17 protein-coding genes and 1 riboswitch are annotated in these 16,994 nt (G+C 66.2%); of the genes, 3 read left to right on the top strand and 14 right to left on the bottom strand.

Features of this window, described 5'->3' with window-relative positions; all coding sequences use genetic code 11:
- Window positions 1-9 precede the first annotated feature (9 nt).
- On the bottom strand, window positions 10-621 hold the full coding sequence (gene rdgB / locus F8O06_RS02570) for an RdgB/HAM1 family non-canonical purine NTP pyrophosphatase (protein ID WP_158037298.1): 612 nt from the start codon (window positions 619-621) through the stop codon (window positions 10-12).
- Between the two features lie 95 nt (window positions 622-716).
- Between rdgB and F8O06_RS02565 the strand changes: the two genes are divergently transcribed.
- Window positions 717-2,048 (top strand): nicotinate phosphoribosyltransferase, encoded by a 1,332-nt coding sequence (locus F8O06_RS02565; RefSeq protein WP_158037297.1) that lies wholly within the window; start codon window positions 717-719, stop codon window positions 2,046-2,048.
- Window positions 2,049-2,107: 59 nt separating this feature from the next.
- Here the strand turns inward: F8O06_RS02565 and F8O06_RS02560 are convergent, their stop codons facing one another.
- Together F8O06_RS02560 and F8O06_RS02555 are read right to left on the bottom strand one after the other, a co-directional pair.
- Window positions 2,108-2,401, bottom strand: coding sequence for a DUF3039 domain-containing protein (locus F8O06_RS02560; RefSeq protein ID WP_158037296.1), 294 nt, complete (start codon window positions 2,399-2,401; stop codon window positions 2,108-2,110).
- Window positions 2,402-2,447: 46 nt separating this feature from the next.
- On the bottom strand, window positions 2,448-4,061 hold the full coding sequence (locus F8O06_RS02555; RefSeq protein WP_158037295.1) for a S1C family serine protease: 1,614 nt from the start codon (window positions 4,059-4,061) through the stop codon (window positions 2,448-2,450).
- Window positions 4,062-4,166: 105 nt separating this feature from the next.
- Between F8O06_RS02555 and F8O06_RS02550 the strand changes: the two genes are divergently transcribed.
- Complete coding sequence (locus F8O06_RS02550; protein ID WP_158037294.1) at window positions 4,167-5,396, top strand: aminotransferase class I/II-fold pyridoxal phosphate-dependent enzyme; 1,230 nt, start codon at window positions 4,167-4,169, stop codon at window positions 5,394-5,396.
- Here the strand turns inward: F8O06_RS02550 and F8O06_RS02545 are convergent.
- The 3 genes from F8O06_RS02545 to gluQRS all read right to left on the bottom strand — a co-directional run bounded on the left by F8O06_RS02545 (window position 5,376) and on the right by gluQRS (window position 8,800).
- Window positions 5,376-6,239 (bottom strand): carbon-nitrogen hydrolase family protein, encoded by an 864-nt coding sequence (locus F8O06_RS02545; RefSeq protein WP_225733342.1) that lies wholly within the window; start codon window positions 6,237-6,239, stop codon window positions 5,376-5,378. The two genes, F8O06_RS02550 and F8O06_RS02545, sit on opposite strands and share 21 nt — an antisense overlap.
- A 115-nt stretch (window positions 6,240-6,354) precedes the next feature.
- The gene (locus F8O06_RS02540) at window positions 6,355-7,785 is read right to left on the bottom strand and encodes a dipeptidase (protein WP_225733341.1); all 1,431 of its coding nucleotides are present in this window, start codon (window positions 7,783-7,785) and stop codon (window positions 6,355-6,357) included.
- A 55-nt stretch (window positions 7,786-7,840) separates the two neighbouring features.
- Window positions 7,841-8,800: a tRNA glutamyl-Q(34) synthetase GluQRS gene (gene gluQRS / locus F8O06_RS02535; protein WP_158037596.1), complete on the bottom strand. Its 960-nt coding sequence runs from the start codon at window positions 8,798-8,800 to the stop codon at window positions 7,841-7,843.
- An 88-nt stretch (window positions 8,801-8,888) separates the two neighbouring features.
- On the opposite strand from gluQRS, the gene pnuC reads away from it, so the two are divergent.
- Complete coding sequence (gene pnuC, locus F8O06_RS02530) at window positions 8,889-9,695, top strand: nicotinamide riboside transporter PnuC (RefSeq protein WP_225733372.1); 807 nt, start codon at window positions 8,889-8,891, stop codon at window positions 9,693-9,695.
- A 141-nt stretch (window positions 9,696-9,836) separates the two neighbouring features.
- Here the strand turns inward: pnuC and F8O06_RS02525 are convergent, their stop codons facing one another.
- The 8 genes from F8O06_RS02525 to F8O06_RS02490 all read right to left on the bottom strand — a co-directional run bounded on the left by F8O06_RS02525 (window position 9,837) and on the right by F8O06_RS02490 (window position 16,980).
- Entirely contained in the window at window positions 9,837-11,453 is a 1,617-nt protein-coding gene (locus tag F8O06_RS02525; protein ID WP_158032051.1) for a cation acetate symporter, read from the bottom strand.
- A 3-nt stretch (window positions 11,454-11,456) separates the two neighbouring features.
- Complete coding sequence (locus tag F8O06_RS02520) at window positions 11,457-11,825, bottom strand: DUF485 domain-containing protein (protein ID WP_192496756.1); 369 nt, start codon at window positions 11,823-11,825, stop codon at window positions 11,457-11,459.
- A gap of 143 nt (window positions 11,826-11,968) precedes the next feature.
- A complete protein-coding gene (locus F8O06_RS02515) occupies window positions 11,969-12,970 on the bottom strand; it encodes a type 1 glutamine amidotransferase (RefSeq protein ID WP_225733340.1) in 1,002 nt (333 codons plus the stop codon).
- A gap of 5 nt (window positions 12,971-12,975) precedes the next feature.
- On the bottom strand, window positions 12,976-14,277 hold the full coding sequence (locus tag F8O06_RS02510) for a Mur ligase family protein (RefSeq protein WP_158037293.1): 1,302 nt from the start codon (window positions 14,275-14,277) through the stop codon (window positions 12,976-12,978).
- Between the two features lie 113 nt (window positions 14,278-14,390).
- On the bottom strand, window positions 14,391-14,906 hold the full coding sequence (ribH, locus tag F8O06_RS02505; RefSeq protein WP_158037292.1) for a 6,7-dimethyl-8-ribityllumazine synthase: 516 nt from the start codon (window positions 14,904-14,906) through the stop codon (window positions 14,391-14,393).
- Window positions 14,903-15,670 carry a 3,4-dihydroxy-2-butanone-4-phosphate synthase gene (gene ribB / locus F8O06_RS02500; protein ID WP_158037291.1) on the bottom strand — a complete coding sequence of 256 codons (768 nt, stop codon included), beginning with the start codon at window positions 15,668-15,670 and terminating at the stop codon, window positions 14,903-14,905. Before ribB ends, ribH begins: the two co-directional genes overlap by 4 nt.
- A complete protein-coding gene (locus F8O06_RS02495; RefSeq protein ID WP_158037290.1) occupies window positions 15,667-16,302 on the bottom strand; it encodes a riboflavin synthase in 636 nt (211 codons plus the stop codon). Before F8O06_RS02495 ends, ribB begins: the two co-directional genes overlap by 4 nt.
- Before the next feature lie 103 nt (window positions 16,303-16,405).
- Window positions 16,406-16,546: riboswitch (FMN riboswitch) on the bottom strand.
- Window positions 16,547-16,671: 125 nt separating this feature from the next.
- Window positions 16,672-16,980 (bottom strand): DUF4342 domain-containing protein, encoded by a 309-nt coding sequence (locus F8O06_RS02490; RefSeq protein ID WP_158037289.1) that lies wholly within the window; start codon window positions 16,978-16,980, stop codon window positions 16,672-16,674.
- Window positions 16,981-16,994: the final 14 nt, after the last annotated feature.

Genomic DNA, 16,994 nt, shown 5'->3' with positions numbered 1-16,994 from the left:
CGGTCGGGCTCAGGCTCCGAACTCGTCACGCAGAATCGGCACCAGCGCCCGAAAGGCACGGGCGCGATGCGAGAGCGAGTTCTTCTCGTCGGCGCTGAGCTCTGCCGACGAGCGGTGCTCGCCGCGCGGCAGGAAGATTGGATCGTAGCCGAAGCCGCCGTCGCCGCGCTCGTCACGCAGCAGACTGCCCGGCCAGCGCCCGACGACGGTGTGCTCCCGCTGGGGCAGCCCTGCTTCGGAGGGAATCACCAGCGCGATGGCGCAGACGAACTCGGCTGCACGATGCTCGTCGGGAACGTCGGCGAGCTGCTGCAGCAGGAGTCGACGGTTGAACTCGTCGCCGGCCTGTGCTCCTCCCCAGCGCGCAGAGAAAATGCCGGGCGACCCGCCCAGCACGTCGACGGCGATGCCGCTGTCGTCGGCGAACGTGGGTCTCCCGTCGTGACGGGCGGCGGCCCGGGCTTTGATCAGCGCGTTCTCTTCGAAGGTGACCCCGCTCTCGACGGGTTCAGGCCCCTCGTACGACTCGACTTCGGCGCCAGGCAGTGCCTGAGCGACGATGCGGCGAAACTCTGTGAGCTTGTGCGCGTTGTGACTGGCGAGAATCAATGACTGGCCCATGCGGCCAATTGTCTCACGGGCCGATGTCGAGGCACGACGAGAACGCACTCTAGAATACATGTCTGAACAGGTGCACTTGCGTGTAGAGTGACTTCATGCACACCACGAACGTGTCTTCCATCACCACAGCGGCATCGACCGCTCTGCTCACCGACCGTTACGAGCTCACCATGCTCGACGCAGCCCTGCACGACGGCACCGCAGACGTCCCGAGTCTGTTCGAGCTCTTCGCGCGCCGCCTGCCGAACGGGCGACGATACGGCGTGGTCGCCGGCACCGGCCGCCTGCTCGAGGCGGTGCGTGACTTCCGCTTCACCGACGACCAGCTGCGCTTTCTGCGCGACGGCAAAGTGGTGCGCCCCGATACCGTCGACTGGCTGGCCGACTACCGTTTCGACGGCAACGCCTTCGGCTATTGCGAGGGCGAGCTCTACTTCAACCACTCCCCCCTGCTGACCTTCGAGACCGACTTCGCTCACGGCGTCGTGCTCGAGACTCTGGCGCTGAGCGTGTACAACTACGACTCCGCCGTCGCGAGCGCCGCCAGCCGCATGTTCACCGCAGCCCACGGGCGCCCACTCGCCGAGATGGGCTCGCGACGCATGAACGAGATCGCGGCCGTCGCCGGCACTCGTGCCGCCTACATCGCCGGTTTCGCGGCCAGCTCCAACCTCGAGGCAGGACGCCGCTGGGGCATCCCCACGATGGGCACCGCTGCCCACGCCTGGACGCTGCTGCACGACAGCGAGGAGGCGGCGTTCCGTGCCCAGATCGAAGCGATGGGCGTCGATACGACGCTGCTCGTCGACACCTACGACATCGCACAGGGCGTCGAGACCGCGGTGCGCGTCGCCGGACCGAAGCTCGGCGGGGTGCGCATCGACTCCGGAGACCTCTCCAGCACGGTCGCCGCGGTTCGTCAGCAGCTCGACAGCCTCGGCGCCACCGAGACGAAGATCACCGTCACGAACGATCTGGACGAATACGCGCTCGCCGCGCTGCAGGCGTGCCCGGTTGACAGCTACGGCGTGGGCACGTCGGTGCTGACCGGTTCAGGGCATCCCACGGCAGGCATGGTCTACAAACTGACCAGCCGACAGAACGCCGACGGCTCCTGGACACCGGTACAGAAGACCAGTGCCGGCAAGGCGCACCAAGGCGGGCGCAAGGATGCCGCACGTCGGATCAGCGCGCGAGGGCGCGCAACAGCCGAGATCATCGCGGTCGAGAAGTCTGCGGCCCGCGACGCGAACGACCGTTCGCTGCTGGTGCCGCTGATCACGAAGGGCGAGGCCAATCAGGCGTACGTCGGGGTGAACGGCACACGCGCTGCGCGCGAACACCACCAAGAGGTGCTGCAGGAGCTGCCGGCCAACGGTCGCCGTCTCTCGAAGGGCGACCCGGCCATCCCCAGCCTTTTCGAGTGACCCGTCTTATCGAGCGACCGGTCTCTACGAGCGACCGCTGACGCGACAGAGGTCAGCGGTCACTCGTCGCGCATGCGCTCGTAGATCTCTTTGCACTCAGGGCAGACCGGAAACTTGCTCGGGTCGCGCCCGGGCGTCCAGATCTTGCCGCACAGCGCGCGCACTGGAGTGCCGTTGACGGCCGACTCCATGATCTTCTCTTTCTGCACATAGTGTGCAAAGCGATCGTGGTCGCCGTCTTCTTCGAGCTCCTGCATCTCACGCTCGAGCACGGCGACGCTGCCCGAATCGAACTCACGCTCGAGCTCGCGCAGCGGATCGTCGTCTCCAGAGTGATCCGTGATCGACGTCATGATCGGTTCCTTCCGTCCGAGCCGTGCTCGCCTCGGCCGGACTTCGTCATTGCGCCGAAGCCTCAAGGGTGATCTCGGTGCTCTGCGTCTGGCCGTTGCGCACGTACTCAACCGTGATCTTAGTGCCGGGACCGTTCTGACGCACAGTGCCGATGAGGTGCGATGAACTCGTGATGCGCACGTCGTCGACCTTGGTGATGATGTCGCCCGCACGCAGACCGGCCTGATCTGCAGGCCCTCCACTGGTCACATCCTTGATCAGAGCGCCGGTGGCGCCGTCCTGGGCCGTGGCGCTGCTGACCGTCGCGCCCAGCTGCCCGTGCTCCGCCTTGCCGCTCTCCATGAGCTCGCCGGTCACACGCTTGACGACGTTGGCCGGAATTGCGAAGCCCAGACCGATGCTGCCTGACGAGCTCGACTGCCCGGACGAACTCGTGGCGGTGGCGATCGCCACGTTGAGCCCGATCAGCTCGCCGGCATCGTTCACCAGCGGCCCACCCGAGTTGCCGGGGTTGATCGCCGCATCGGTCTGGATCACGGACAGATAGATCGAGTTGTCTGCCGCCGACGAGCTGCCGCTCTGCGAGCGAGGCTGCTGCTGCTGACTGCCGCCGCCTGAGCCGAAGTTGTTCCAGAAGTCGAAGCCGTTTCCCTGATCGGTGCTGCCGTCTTCGCCCTCGTTTCCGTCCTGAGCGGCTGACGAGCTCAGCGAGATCGCACGATTGAGCGCCGAGACGATACCGCTGGTGACGGTGTTCTGCAGCCCCTGTGGGGCGCCGATGGCCACCGCCGTGTCGCCGACGTTGAGCTTGGCCGAGTCGGCGATGGTGATCGGGGTCAGTGCCGGCGGGTTCTTGATCTGGATGACGGCGAGGTCAGTGGTCGGATCGAGCCCCACGACTGACGCCTCGTAGATGCTGCCGTCGCTCAGGGTGACGCTGAGCTGCGCCTTCGACGACGCGCCGTCGAGGGTGACCACGTGCGTGTTCGTCACGATGTGGCCGGAGTTGTCGAGCACGACCCCCGAGCCGGTGCCGGACTCGCTGCCGGTGGTGGCCGAGATCGTAACCACTGAGGGGCTCGCCTTCGCGGCTGCGGCGGTGATCTGCGTCACACTCTGCGGGTTGTTGATCGTGACGTTCGAGCTGCCCGAGCTGGCACTCACCGAAGGCTCGCCATGATTCGAGACCTGCCAGCCGATGGCGGCACCTGCGCCGCCGCCGACCAGCGCCGAGACGAGCGCCGCGATGCCGACCACTTTGGCGATCGAACCGCCGCTGCGCTTCGCTGTGCCGGATTGGTCGCCTGTACCGTCGGCAGAGCCGCCGCTGGGACCGTCTCCGCCGCCGAATCCGCCACCGGCAGACGCGCTCGGATCGTTCAACTGCTGGGTCGGGTACGCATCGGTCGGAAACCGCTGCGTCTGCTGCCCGGGGTATTGGGGCGTCTGAGCCGTCGGCTGCGCCGGTGCGCCGGCAGAGTCTGACTGGCTCGACGCGAAGGCCGGTGCCGAAGTCGGCGGCGCAGCATAGACCGGGGGCAGCGGAGTGGTCGGCTGCTCGTGGAACGGCTGGCGAGGGGGAACCTGCTGCGACGCTGCGGCCTCTTGGCGTGCGGGCTCGGCCTGGGGCGACCGAGCGTCCTGATCTTCCGGAGTCATAAGAATCGTTCCTCTCGTACATACCCACCGTGCACCTGCATGTTATGAAGCGCCTGTGTCAAAGCTGAGCAAAAACCTGTTGCGACCGAGTCTAGAGTTATGGCCATGACTTCACACGAGGATTGCGCCCCGCACGAGGAGCGCACACAGCCCTGGCGACACGTTGCGGCAGCGGTCGGTCTGCTGAACGACAAAGGCCAATCAGCTCCGACGGTCTTCGCAGAGATGACCAATCTCGCAATCGAGACCGGCTCCGTCAACCTCGGTCAGGGCTTCCCCGATGCTTCTGGCCCGCAGATCGTGCTCGACGTGGCCCGGCAGGCGATCGCCGATGGTGTGAACCAGTACGCGCCGGGCCCAGGCCTCGCCGATCTTCGTCTGGCCGTCGCAGAGCATCAACAACGCTTCTACGGTCTCGACGTCGACCCCGACAGCGAGGTGCTGATCACCACAGGCGCCACCGAGGCGCTCGCAGCGACGCTGCTCGCACTGACCGGCCCCGGTGACGAGGTCATCACGCTCGAGCCCTGCTACGACGCGTACACCGCTCTCATCGCCATGGCCGGCGCACGTCAAGTGCGCGTGCCCCTGACGCCGCCCACATTCGATCTCGATCTCGACCGACTCGAACAGGCGTTCTCCGAACGCACCCGCATCATCCTGTTGAACAACCCCCACAACCCGACCGGCACCGTGATCGGTCGTGCCGCGCTGACCCGCATCGTCGAGCTGGCCGAGCGCTTCGACGCTTTGATCGTCACCGACGAGGTCTACGAACACCTGGTCTTCGACGATGCCCGGCACACCAGCATCGCGCAGATTCCAGGGGCCTCCGACCGTTCGATCACGGTCTCATCTGCGGGCAAGACCTTCTCGGTGACTGGGTGGAAGATCGGCTGGCTGACCGCTCCCGCTCGTCTGCGTCAAGCGGTGCAGACGGTGAAACAGTTCCTGACGTTCACCACCGGCGCACCGTTCCAGCCTGCTGTCGCGACCGGGCTGCGGCTGCCCGACAGCGACTACGAGCAGATACGTTGCGGGCTGCAGCACGGCCGCGACATCCTGCATGGCGGGCTCGTCGCAGCTGGGTTCGACAGCAGCCCCGCCGCCGCATCGTACTTCTGCGTCGCCGACGGGAGTCCCTTGGGCTTCGACGACGCGACCGAACTGGCGCGCGTCATGCCCGAACGCTGCGGGGTCGTCGCGATTCCGCTCACTGCCTTCGCAGCGCCCGAGAACGCGGAGCTGTACCGACCGTATCTGCGGTTCGCATTCAGCAAGCGGGATGCCGTGCTGCAGGATGCCGCCGAGCGCCTAGAGCGACTGCGCGGCTGAGCCGTCGTCTGGAACGATGACGTCGAGGCGGCGCATCTGCAGTGCAGGGTTGTTCGCACGCACCTGGGCGATGCGTTCCAAGCTGATCTCGGTGCTGAGAAAGGCGCTCTCCGCGCCGGTGGCCGAAAGCACGACGCCCATGGGATCGACGATCAGCGAGCGACCGATGCCGTGTGGGATCGACTGCCCTGCTGCCAGCACATAGACAGTGTTCTCGATGGCACGGGCCTGCACCAGCGTGTTCCAGTGATGCTCTTTCAGCGGGCCGCCCACCCACTGCGAGGGGATCGCCACCAACTCGACGCCGGCATCGACGATGCGTCGAGTCAGCTCCGGGAACCGCAGGTCATAACAGGTCTGCAGCCCCACTGAGACGCCGTCGACTTCGAACACCGGAGCGCTGCCCTCCAGCGAACCGCGCACCACCCAGTCGGACTCTCTGTGCCCGAACGCGTCGAACAGGTGCACCTTGCTGTACGAACACTCGATGTCTCCGTCTGGGCCGACGGCCACGACGGTGTTCGAGAACTTGTCGGCGACCCCGCTCTCGGCGACGAGTCCCGCCACGATGTGCATTCGATGTTCGCGAGCAAGGCGCCCCAGAGTCGTGACGAAGGGTCCGTCGAGCGGTTCTGCGTTGGCGACGTAGTCTGCGCCCAGACGCCCGTTGAAGTACGAGGCGTACTCGGGAAAGACGATCAGTGAGGCGTCACGGTCGGCGGCCTCCTGCACATACATCGTGATCTGCCGCAGGTTCTCCTGTTTGTCGGTCGTCGGGCCGAACTGCCCGGCGGCGATCGTGACGGTGTTGTTCAGCCAGAGTGAGTCCTCCGGAGTGGGCACAGCGATCCTTCCCCACGCCTGCTGCAGGCGCGCACCGGCTCAGTCTATCGGGCGGCGGGACGAGCGCGCGCAGACCCGTGACCGGGCATACTACCCGCAGGCGACGAGCGACGGCTCAGGCAGCGGCGACAGGTCGCGACGCGAGACCGGCGAGAAAGAGCGCCTCGGCGATCGACACCCCTTCGATCTCGCTGGGAGCGACGCTCTCGTTCGGTGCGTGAATCGCGGCCGCCGGATCCTCGACGCCGAACAGCGCGATCTCGGCGTCGGGAAAGCGTTCGCTGAGCTCGTTGGTCAGCGGGATCGCGCCGCCGCTGCCTGCGAAGACCACGTCGCGTTCGAAGGCTCGGCTGAGCGCGGCTCCGAGCATGCCATAGGCGGGCGTCGTCGTGTCTGCCGCGAAGCCCTCACCGGTTCCGCCTGAGGTCACGTTCACCTGCACACCCCACGGCGCGACCGCGTAGAGGTGCGCGACCAGTGCATCCTGCGCCGCTGACGCCGACATGCCCGGCGGCACGCGCAGGTTCAGACGGGCGGCCGCGTGACCCTGCACCGCGGCCGTCGAGCCGACGACCGAGGGCGCATCGACACCGAGCACCGTCACTGTCGGGCGGGCCCAGAGCTGGTCGGCGACACTGCCCGAGCCGACCACTTCGACGCCCGGCTCGAGCCCGGCGTCTGTGCGGAACCGCTGTTCGTGGTAGGCGACGCCGTTCCAGTGCTGTGTCGCGTCGATGCCTTCGACAGTGAGGTCTCCGTGCTCGTCTCGCAGTGAGTCGAGCATGCGTATCAGCGCCTGCAGCGCATCTGGCGCAGCGCCGCCGAACTGCCCGGAATGCAGAGCGACCGGGAAGGTGTCGACGCTCACTGTGAGGTCGGCGACTCCGCGCAGCGACACCGTCAGCGTCGGCTCACCGGTTGCCGCATTGCCCGAATCGAGGATGATCATCACGTCTGCGGCGAAGTCTTCGGGGTGCTGGTTCAGGTAGTCGGCGAGTCCGCTGCCGCCTTGCTCCTCCGACCCCTCGAAGATCACCCGCACGCCGATGGGCAGCCCGTCGAACTGCTCGCGCAGCGCACGGAGCACGGCCAGATGTGCGACCAGGTTGCCTTTGCAGTCGGCCGCGCCACGCCCGTAGAGCCGTCCGTCGTCGCGTTCGGTGAGCACGAAGGGCGGTGTCTGCCACAGCCCCTCGTCAAGCGGCGGCTGCACATCGTAGTGTCCGTAGAGCAGCACCGTCGGAGCTCCGGCCGGTGCTGGGGCGTGCCCGACGACGGTCTGGCTGCCGTCGACGGTGTCGACGGTGTGTGCGTCGTCGATGCCCGCCTCGCGCAGCTGGGCGAGCAGCCACTGTGCCGCATCACGTGAGTGCTGCCAGTCGAACTGCGCCGGGTCGGCGACCGAGGGAAAGGCCACCAGCTCGCCGAGCTCGGCGAGCGCCCGTGGCTGCTGGGCTCGAACCGCGGCGATCAGCGCGCTGATCGTCGCCTGCGGCAGACCGAGGGCCGCCTCGAGGTCGATGGGCTCATGGCTCTGTTCTGACACGTGCTCTCCTGTTCGCAGACGGATGCGGTGCTTGCGCCTCCATCTTGCCACGCGGTCAGGCTGCGTCGGGGCTGACGAACGTCCACGGCTGCAGAGGCAGTGCGCCCGGGTCGAAAGTCTCGAGCATGCGTCGCAGCAGAGCCGCGGGCTCCTGGTCAGGGGCCTCTCGTCTGATCGCGGCTGCGCTCTCGCCGACATCGACCGCCGTGCCAAGAGAGCCTGCGATCCAGCAGAGCACCTCACCGCTCGTGTGACCGGCCGCCTCCAGCCGACGGAGGGTGACCGCGCCGTCCCGCTTGGCCAGTCGCTGCCCTGCGGCATTGACGACCAGCGGCACATGCGCGTATTCGGGCGGGCGCTGCCCGAGCATCCTCGCCAGCATCGCCTGTCTCGGTGCCGAGGTCAGCAGGTCGTCGCCGCGCACCACTTGGTCGACACCCGACCATCCATCGTCGACGACCACCGCGAAATTGTAGGCGTAGGCGCCGTCGGCGCGACGCAGCACGAAATCGTCGACCGCTCCGGTGACGTCACCGTGCAGCAGATCGTGCACGCTCGCGGCGTCGGTGTCGGCACGCAGACGCAGCGCAGGCGGCCGGTCTCGACGTCGACGGATGCGTTCGGCCTCACTGAGCTCTCGGCAGGTTCCCGGGTACTGACCGGGGATGCCATGCGGTGCCCGCACGGCGTCGGCGATCTCACGACGGGTGCAGAAGCACTCGTAGACCAGCCCGCGGCGCTGCAGGTCGTCAAGTGCCGCATCGAACCGATCGAGGTGTTCGGACTGCACTGAGATCGGCCCGTCCCAGTCCAGGCCGAGGCGGCCGAGATCGTCGATCTGAGGCTGAGGGTCACGCGAGCGCTGACGGTCGAGGTCTTCGACACGCAGCACGAAACGGCGGCCGGTCGAGCGCGCGAAGAGCCACGCGAGCACGGCGGTGCGCAGGTTGCCGATGTGCAGGTCTCCGCTGGGACTCGGCGCATAGCGGCCGCAGCCAGCGGAATGAGCGAACATGGAACTCACGGTAGCAGTCGATCTGCCGCGAGCCGCCCGGTGTAGCATGGCGCTCGGCATTCGGCTCGGAAAGGCGACAGTGTCTCTCATCGACAGCATCTCTTGGCTCTACAACGCGACGATTCCACTGGGCGATCTCAAACCCCTGGTGCTGCGCGAGGTCGTGGGCAACGTGTTCGGTCTGGCCAGCGCCCTCGGAGGCATGCGTCGCAGAGTGTGGGCATGGCCGGTGGGCATCATCGGCAATGCCCTGCTCTTCTCGGTCTTTCTCGGTGCAATTCTGTCGCACGGTGAGGCAGCGACCCTGCTGGGGCAGGCTGGACGGCAGATCATGTTCATCGCCGTCTCGATCTGGGGCTGGCGGCAGTGGCATCAGAGTTCGCGCCAGCGCAGACCGGCCTCGGCGAGTGCGGAGACCGGGCCCGACGGGACCAGTGCTGCGGAGGCGGCGAGTCTGGTCGGACAGGCAGTGGCGACCGACCGACTGCGCGTCAGCACGCCGACTGGAGCCGAGGCCGAGCACAGCACAAAGTCCCACGGCGAGGCCGGGGTGTCGCCGGTATGGGCCACCGCACGTCAGCGCGCCGCCTTGGTGACCCTGATGGTGGTGGGCACGATCGCACTGACTCCGCTGTTCCGGCTGCTTGGGTCGTATGAGCCGGTGTGGGCAGATGCCTGGACGTTCGTCGGGTCTCTGCTGGCGACCTACGGGATGGCTCGCCGATGGGTCGAGTTCTGGCTGATCTGGGTCGCGGTCGACGTCGTCGGCGTACCCCTGCTGCTGAGCGCCGGATACTATGCGACCGCAGTGATGTACATCTTCTATGGAGCATTCACCCTGACGGGATTCTTCGTCTGGCGCCGAGTCGATCGACGCCGTCGCCTCTCCCACTGACGCCGAGGCCTCACGCGAACGAGAACCTGCCTCGCCTGCATACACCGAACCCGGCAGGCACGCAGCAGGGGCGCAACACCCGTCTTGCACGGATGCTGCGCCCCTGGTGTCTCACGCGATCATGCGATCACGCGCCTGCGATCAGTGTTCGACCGCGCCCTCAGCACCGAAGCCGGTGAGGGATCGCACGTCCATCTCGGCCTCGAGCTTGGGATCTTCTTTCTCTTTGGCCGGGATGACGGATCCTAGCCAGCCGAGGAAGAAGCCCGCTGGGATCGAGATGATGCCTGGGTTCTCAAGCGGGAACCAGGCGAAGTTCACGCCGTCTCCCAGCATCGACGTGGACGTTCCGCTCATCACCGGAGAGAAGATGATCAGCAGCAGCGTGACGATGAGACCGCCGTACATGCTCCAGACCGCGCCCCGGGTGGTGAAGCCCTTCCAGAAGAGCGAGAACACGATCGTCGGCAGGTTGGCGCTGGCCGCCACAGCGAAGGCGAGCGCGACGAGGAACGCCACGTTCTGCCCCTGTGCGCCGATGCCGCCCAAGATTGCGAGCACACCAATCACCACGACTGTGTTGCGACCGATCTTGACTTCGGTCTCAGGCGGGACGTGCTGCCCCTTCTTGAGCACGTTGGAGTAGATGTCGTGCGCGAACGAGGCCGCCGCAGTGATCGCCAGGCCGGCCACCACCGCCAGGATTGTCGCGAACGCCACCGCCGAGATGAAGCCCATCAGCAGAGGCCCGCCGAGCTGCATGGCGAGCAGCGGAGCTGCGGAGTTGACACCGCCGGGCGCAGCCTTGATGGTGTCAGGGCCGATCAGGTAGCCGGCACCGTAGCCGAGCACCAGGGTGAAGACGTAGAACAGGCCGATCAGCCAGATCGCCCAGACCACGGATTTGCGGGCCTCTTTGGCGGTGGGAACCGTGTAGAAGCGCATCAGCACGTGTGGCAGACCAGCGGTGCCCAGCACCAGTGCGGCACCCAGAGAGATAAAGTCGGCCGGGTTCTTGTACTTCAGACCGGGTGCGAGAATGGCTTCGTTGCCGTTCGCCGCCTCGACGGCACGACCCAGCAGCAGGTCGAGGCTGAATCCGTTGAGCGCCAACACCCAGATCGTCATCGCGCCGGCACCAGCGATCAGCAGGATCGCCTTGATGATCTGCACCCAAGTGGTGCCCTTCATGCCGCCGATCAGCACATAGACGATCATCAGCACGCCGACGATGGTGATAACGATCGACTGACCGAGCTTGTCGCTGATGCCGAGCAGCAGTGACACCAGGCCACCCGCTCCAGCCATCTGCGCCAGCAGGTAGAAGAACGTCACCGCCAGCGTGCTGATCGCCGCAGCCATGCGCACGGGGCGCTGCTTCAGGCGGAACGACAGCACATCTGCCATCGTGAACTTGCCGGTGTTGCGCATCAGCTCGGCGACGAGCAGCAGCGCGACCAGCCACGCCACCAGGAACCCGATCGAATACAGGAACCCGTCGTAGCCGCTCACGGCGATCGCACCGGTGATGCCCAGGAACGAGGCCGCCGACAGGTAGTCGCCGGCGATGGCCGTACCGTTCTGAGTGCCGCTGAATCCGCGGCCTCCGGCGTAGAAGTCGTCAGCCGACTTGTTGCCTCTACGGCTCACACGGATCACGATGAACATCGTGACGCCGACGAACAGCATGAAGATGATGATGTTGAGAATCGGGTTGTTCTCGGTCACCGCATTGCTCTGAATCAGCACATCGGTCATGTTCTACTCCCCCTTGCCTGCGGTGACGGTCTGCTCCGCGGCGGTCAGCTCTGCACGCAGGTGCTCCGAGTCCGGGTCAAGCTTGCGGTTGGCGAACGAGACGTACCACATGGTGATCGCGAACGTGGTCACGAACTGTGCCAGCCCCAGTATGATGCCCAAATTGACGTGCCCAAACACGGGCGTGGCCATCAGCTTGGGCTGAGTGATGGCAACGATCACGAATCCGAAGTACCAGATCAACGCCACCAGCAGCACGGGCAGAACGAAGCGACGGTGCTTCTTCTTCAGACTGATGAACTCAGGCGATGCCTGAACTGCGATGTAGTCGATCTCACCTCGTCGTGTGTCGACAAACTCCTTGTTCGCCACGGGGCCTCCTTGCCTCGGCGGTCATTTTCCCTCAATGTACCGAGAGCGAACAGGGGTGGCGAATCGTATACGTGCATCGTATACACGTGGTTCCGTGAGGTGAGACACGCCGTGTCACACGGCGCACTGCTGCCTCAGATCAGTCAGCGAGGGCGTGTCAGAGCGACCGCGCGAGCCTGCTCGACGTAGGGGTCGTCGACCTCGGGCACGCGCATCATCCCATAGCGGTTCGCAAGCGCCGCTCCGATCAGATAGTCGGCCAGGCGTGGATTCTTGGGCAGCACTGAGCCATGCAGATAGGTGCCCACGACGTTGGCGACTCGCGCACCCTCTGTGCCGTCCTGCCCGTTGTTGCCTGCGCCGTGACCGCTGTGCACGGTGCCGAGCGGCTGCACGCCGTCACCGAGAAACGTTTGCCCGCTGTGGTTCTCGAACCCGATGATCGTGCCGAACTGCTCGCTCTCGACCACGACGTTGCCGACCAGCCGCTGACTCTCGCCTTTGGTACGAACGTCGAGCACGCCGATGCCCTGCAGCTGCTGACCGCCGATGGTGTCGAAGCTTCGGCCGAAGAGCTGGTACATGCCGCAGACCAGCAGCATGGGGGTGCCGATGTCGACCATTGCCTGCACCCACTGCTGACGGTTGAGCAGATCGCGATAGACCTTGGCCTGGCCGGAATCCTGCCCACCGCCGCCGATGACGATGTCAGCTCGACGCGGGAGTGGCCCGCCCACGTGCAGATCATGCACGCGTGGCACGAAACCCATCCACTCCAGCCGTCGCACCAGCGTCAGGGTGTTGCCCCAGTCGCCGTAGATGTTCATCTCGTCTGGGTAGAGCTGCAGGATGTCGACGGGTCGTCCGATGTCTGAACCCGGCGTCACCGAGGTGACCGGTTCGTCCATGAACGAGGTGTCGACAGGCCGATGCACGACCACTTCGGCTGACGACTTCGGTGCCTCAGCCGACTCGACGTCGGTTGCTGCCGATTCTGCCTCTGCCTGATCTGACGTCGCAGAAGCGGCTGCGCTCGGCGACCACAGCAGCGCGATCTCTTCGCGATAGATCAGCAGCTCGGTCGTTCGCGCCTCGTTCGCGACGTCGCCGCTCTTCGATGTCTGGTTCTTGGACGGCTGTTTCATGCTCGTCATTCTCCGATCCGAGTCACCGTGGTGTATCGCGCCATCTCGCGACGCAGCTGCAGCATAGCGGTGTAGGTGCAGAAGATACGTGCCGGGTGCCCGCTCGAATCGGTCAGAAAACCGTCGAGAGCGGCGCTCAGGGCCGGCTCGACGCGATCGGCTGCGACCAGGTCGTACTGCAGGCGCAGGGCCATATCCCATGCCCGCACACCGCTGACCATGCTGACCCCACGCTCGCGCAGAGCGCTGAAGTCGACATCCCAGAGCCAGCTCATGTCTCGCCCATCGGCGTAGTCGTCGTTGATCGCTATCATGACGGCCTCATCGGGGCCGCCGAGCGACCGCAGCGAGGAGCGGAAGCCGGACGGGTTCTTGACCAGGGAGAACCGAACCGGCCTGCCGCCGACGTCGAACGTCTCGCCTCGGCCGAAGGCGGCTTGAACCTGTCCGAGGGCGGCGATCAGCCCCGGGGTGCGCAGCGGATGCGCCTCGGTCGCAGCAGCGCGGGCACCGGCGAGCGCCGCCGCGGCGTTCAGCGCGTTGTGCACACCGGACAGCTGCAGATCGACCGTGTACCGCTCATCGTCGATGGTATAGACGGCCTGCTGCCCTTTCACCTCGGTGAGCTGCACATCGGCAGGTGCTGTGGGAACGGCCAGAGCCGAACCGGTGTGCGCGTCACGAGACTCATGCAGGCTGTCGTCGTCGGGAAAGAGCTCGGCGAGCTGACGGGCATAGCCGAAGTAGCGCACCTGCGTCTCAGGGGCGACCTGGTCGGCGATCGCCCGCACTCGGGGATCGTCACGGTTCAGCACGACCGTCTCGGTCGTGGCCTGCGCGACCTTCGTCAGCAGCTGCGCCGTGGTGTCGATCTCACCGAAGCGGTCGAGCTGGTCGCGCATCACGTTGAGCAGCACTGAGACCCGTGGCCTCACCTTGTCGATGAAGTGCAGCGCATGTGCCTCGTCGAGCTCGAGCACGGCGATGTCTGCGGCGAGATCGCCTCGCCAGTCGACCTCGCTGATCAGGCTGGCGACCACTCCGCGGGTGAAGTTCGACCCGGACTTGTTGCTGAAGACGCGAAGCCCCTGCGCCGCCAGCAGCTCGACGATCATCTTCGTCGTGGTGGTCTTGCCGTTCGTGCCGCTGACCAAGACCACCCCTTGCGGCAGCTGTCCCAAGGTCTGATCCATGAAATGCGGGGCGAGTCTCTCGACCACATATCCCGGCAGCGCCGAGCCGCCTCCACGCAGGCGAGCGACCGCCTGAGTCAGGCGACCGATTGCGACGACGACGGGATTGCTCATGGTTCTTCATTGTAGGCGGAGCCGCCGACATCTCCTCCGCGACTTCCCCGGTTTCCCGATTACTCCGCGTCGTTTCGTACGAACCGCACAGATCGAATGAAACGACAGGCAGGTCACCCGTGTCGCAGCACGCCGAGCTGCCGCTGCAAATCGAGAGCTGCTGCGGCTGCCTCCGCTCCTTTGTCTTCGGACGCGCCGGGCCCGCCGGCCCGATCGATCGCCTGCTGCTCGTCATCGCAGGTGAGCAGCCCGAACCCGACCGGGCACCCCTTGTCGAGGGCGACTCGCGTCAGCCCGTCGGTGGCGGCTTCGCAGACGAAGTCAAAGTGCGGCGTGCCACCGCGGATCACCACGCCCAGCGCGACCACGGCATCTGCGCCGCCGTCGAAGGCCGCCTGCGCGGCCAGCGGCAGTTCGAAGCTGCCCGGCACTCGCACCGTGCGCCACCGCACGCCCGCCTCACTGAGCGTGCGCTCGGCCCCGGCGATCAGACCGCTCATGACCTGCTCGTGCCAGCTGGCTGCGACGACGGTGACGCGCACGTCGTGCGATGCCCCGCTCCGGCCGCCCTCCGCCTCGTCTGCGACGGCTTCGGAGATGCGCTGCTTGGGGGCTCCTGCTCGACTCATGCCTGTACCTGCTCTCGTTCGTGCTGAATCATGTTCTGCTGGTCTGCGATCGAGGGCGTGGCTCCGGGGGCCGCCAGCCCGCTCATCGGGGCGTTCTCTGGATGCGCGCGGCGCCAGGCCGCGATCTGGGCCACCGTGAGCACCGGCAGCCCGTACTCCGCTCCGATGAGCACCAAGTCGGGAAATCGCATCATCTCGCCGTCGTCGTGCACCATCTCGCCGATGGCCGCCACGGCTGGCAGCCCTGCCAGGTGCATCAGGTCGACACCCGACTCGGTGTGTCCGCCACGCACCAGCACGCCGCCGTCGCGAGCGCGCAGCGGCACGATGTGGCCGGGGCGCAGCACCGAGTCGGCCGTGGACGCCGGGTCGGCCAGCACGTTGAGCGTGCGGCACCGGTCGGTCGCCGAGATTCCGGTCGTGACGCCCTCGGCGGCGTCGACGGTCACCGTGTAGGCGGTGCGTTTGGGGTCTTGATTGTGCGCGACCATCGGCGGCAGGTCAAGGCGATCTGCGAGTTCTTCGGTCATCGGTGCGCACAGGTAGCCCGAGGTGTGCCGAATCATCCAGCCGATCCATTCCGGCGTCGCCATGGCCGCCGAGATGATGGCGTCGCCTTCGTTCTCGCGCCCTTCGTCATCGGCGACGAGCACGGGGAGTCCCTTACGCAGCGCCTCGACGGCGGAGCGCAGAGTCACCGCGATGCGATCTAGGTCGATGGCGCTGGTGGCGGCTGGGGCGCCGGTCTGAGATGTGACGGTCATCGTGCGACCTCCTGGGCATCGTGCACGGTTGTCTGCAGCACTCCTTGGGCCTGCAGCAGCTGCTGCACGTGACGCGCGAGCACATCGGTCTCGATGTTCACGCGGTCTCCCGCGCTCAGCGAGCCGAGATCGGTGTCGTGCTGGGTCTGCGGAATGAGCGACACTTCGAACCAGTCGTCGCTGCGGGCGCTCACGGTGAGCGAAACGCCGTTGACGGCGATCGACCCCTTGAAGACGACCAAGTCGGCGACGTCAGGGGTGAGCGACAGGCGCAGCACGAGCTGCTCGCCGACCGTGTCGGTCGCGAGCACCTCGGCGACGGCGTCGATATGCCCCTGAACGATATGCCCGCCCAAGCGAGCATCGGCCTGCAGAGCGCGTTCGAGATTCACGCCGGTACCGGGAACGATCCCGCCCAAGGTGGTGCGCTGCAGCGTCTCGGCCATCACGTCTGCGGTGAACGACGTGTCGTCGTGTTCGAGCACGGTCAGGCAGACGCCGTTGACCGCGACGGAGTCACCACGTCGGAGCGTGGCAGCGAACGGCACATCTGCGAGAGTGACGTCGGCTGAACGGTCGTGTGGCTGCAGCGCGAAGAGAACTCCTCGCGCCTCGATGAGACCGGTGAACATGTGTTCCTTCCCGGCCCACGGGAGCATGCGGTGCGACTTCGTCGTTCGTCATCGAACCCCGTTTCGGGTGCTGCGGATGACGACGTCAGACGTCGCAGGCCGCAAGTGCTTACTCCCATCCAGACTCTCACTGTCGGCACCGGAATTTCACCGGCTCAACCGTCTGCCTCATCACTTCGACGAGTAGGAACGGGTCGCGGACTGTCACCGCCGGCTCGGAATTTCACCGACCCCGTGAGCACTTGTTGCTGACACCATTATGCGCCGCGGGCGCAGGCCAGACAACACCACCCGCTGGTCTCTCTGATGAGCGCACCACCGATGCATGGCACAGAGCGCGCAAACGCCTCAGCGCAGACGATCCGAACGCTACGAGGCGGAGTCTTCTTTCGCATCCGCATCATCGACCGGATCGACCTTGATCGTGCGCGGGGGCGCGCTCTCGTCGCGCTCGACCACGATGGTGCACTCCGTGACCAGAGCCGCGACGGCGCCGACCGCCGCGAGCACTGGGGCGAGCGCGACGCCGACGACGCCGAGCGTCAGCGGGAACTGCACGATGACACGGCCCTCTTTGCTCTTCACAGCGATCGAACGCACGTTGCCCTCGTGCAGCAGCTGCTTCACCTGATCGAGCAGCTGCCCGCCGGTGACCTTGAACTCTTCGAAACGGGTCATGAGGTTCCTCTCGT

The organism is Pseudoclavibacter sp. CFCC 14310 (assembly GCF_008831165.1).
Taxonomy (GTDB): Bacteria; Actinomycetota; Actinomycetes; order Actinomycetales; family Microbacteriaceae; genus Pseudoclavibacter_A.
The sequence above is the reverse complement of the archived record's forward strand: the minus strand, read 5'-3'. Positions and strand labels throughout refer to the sequence as shown.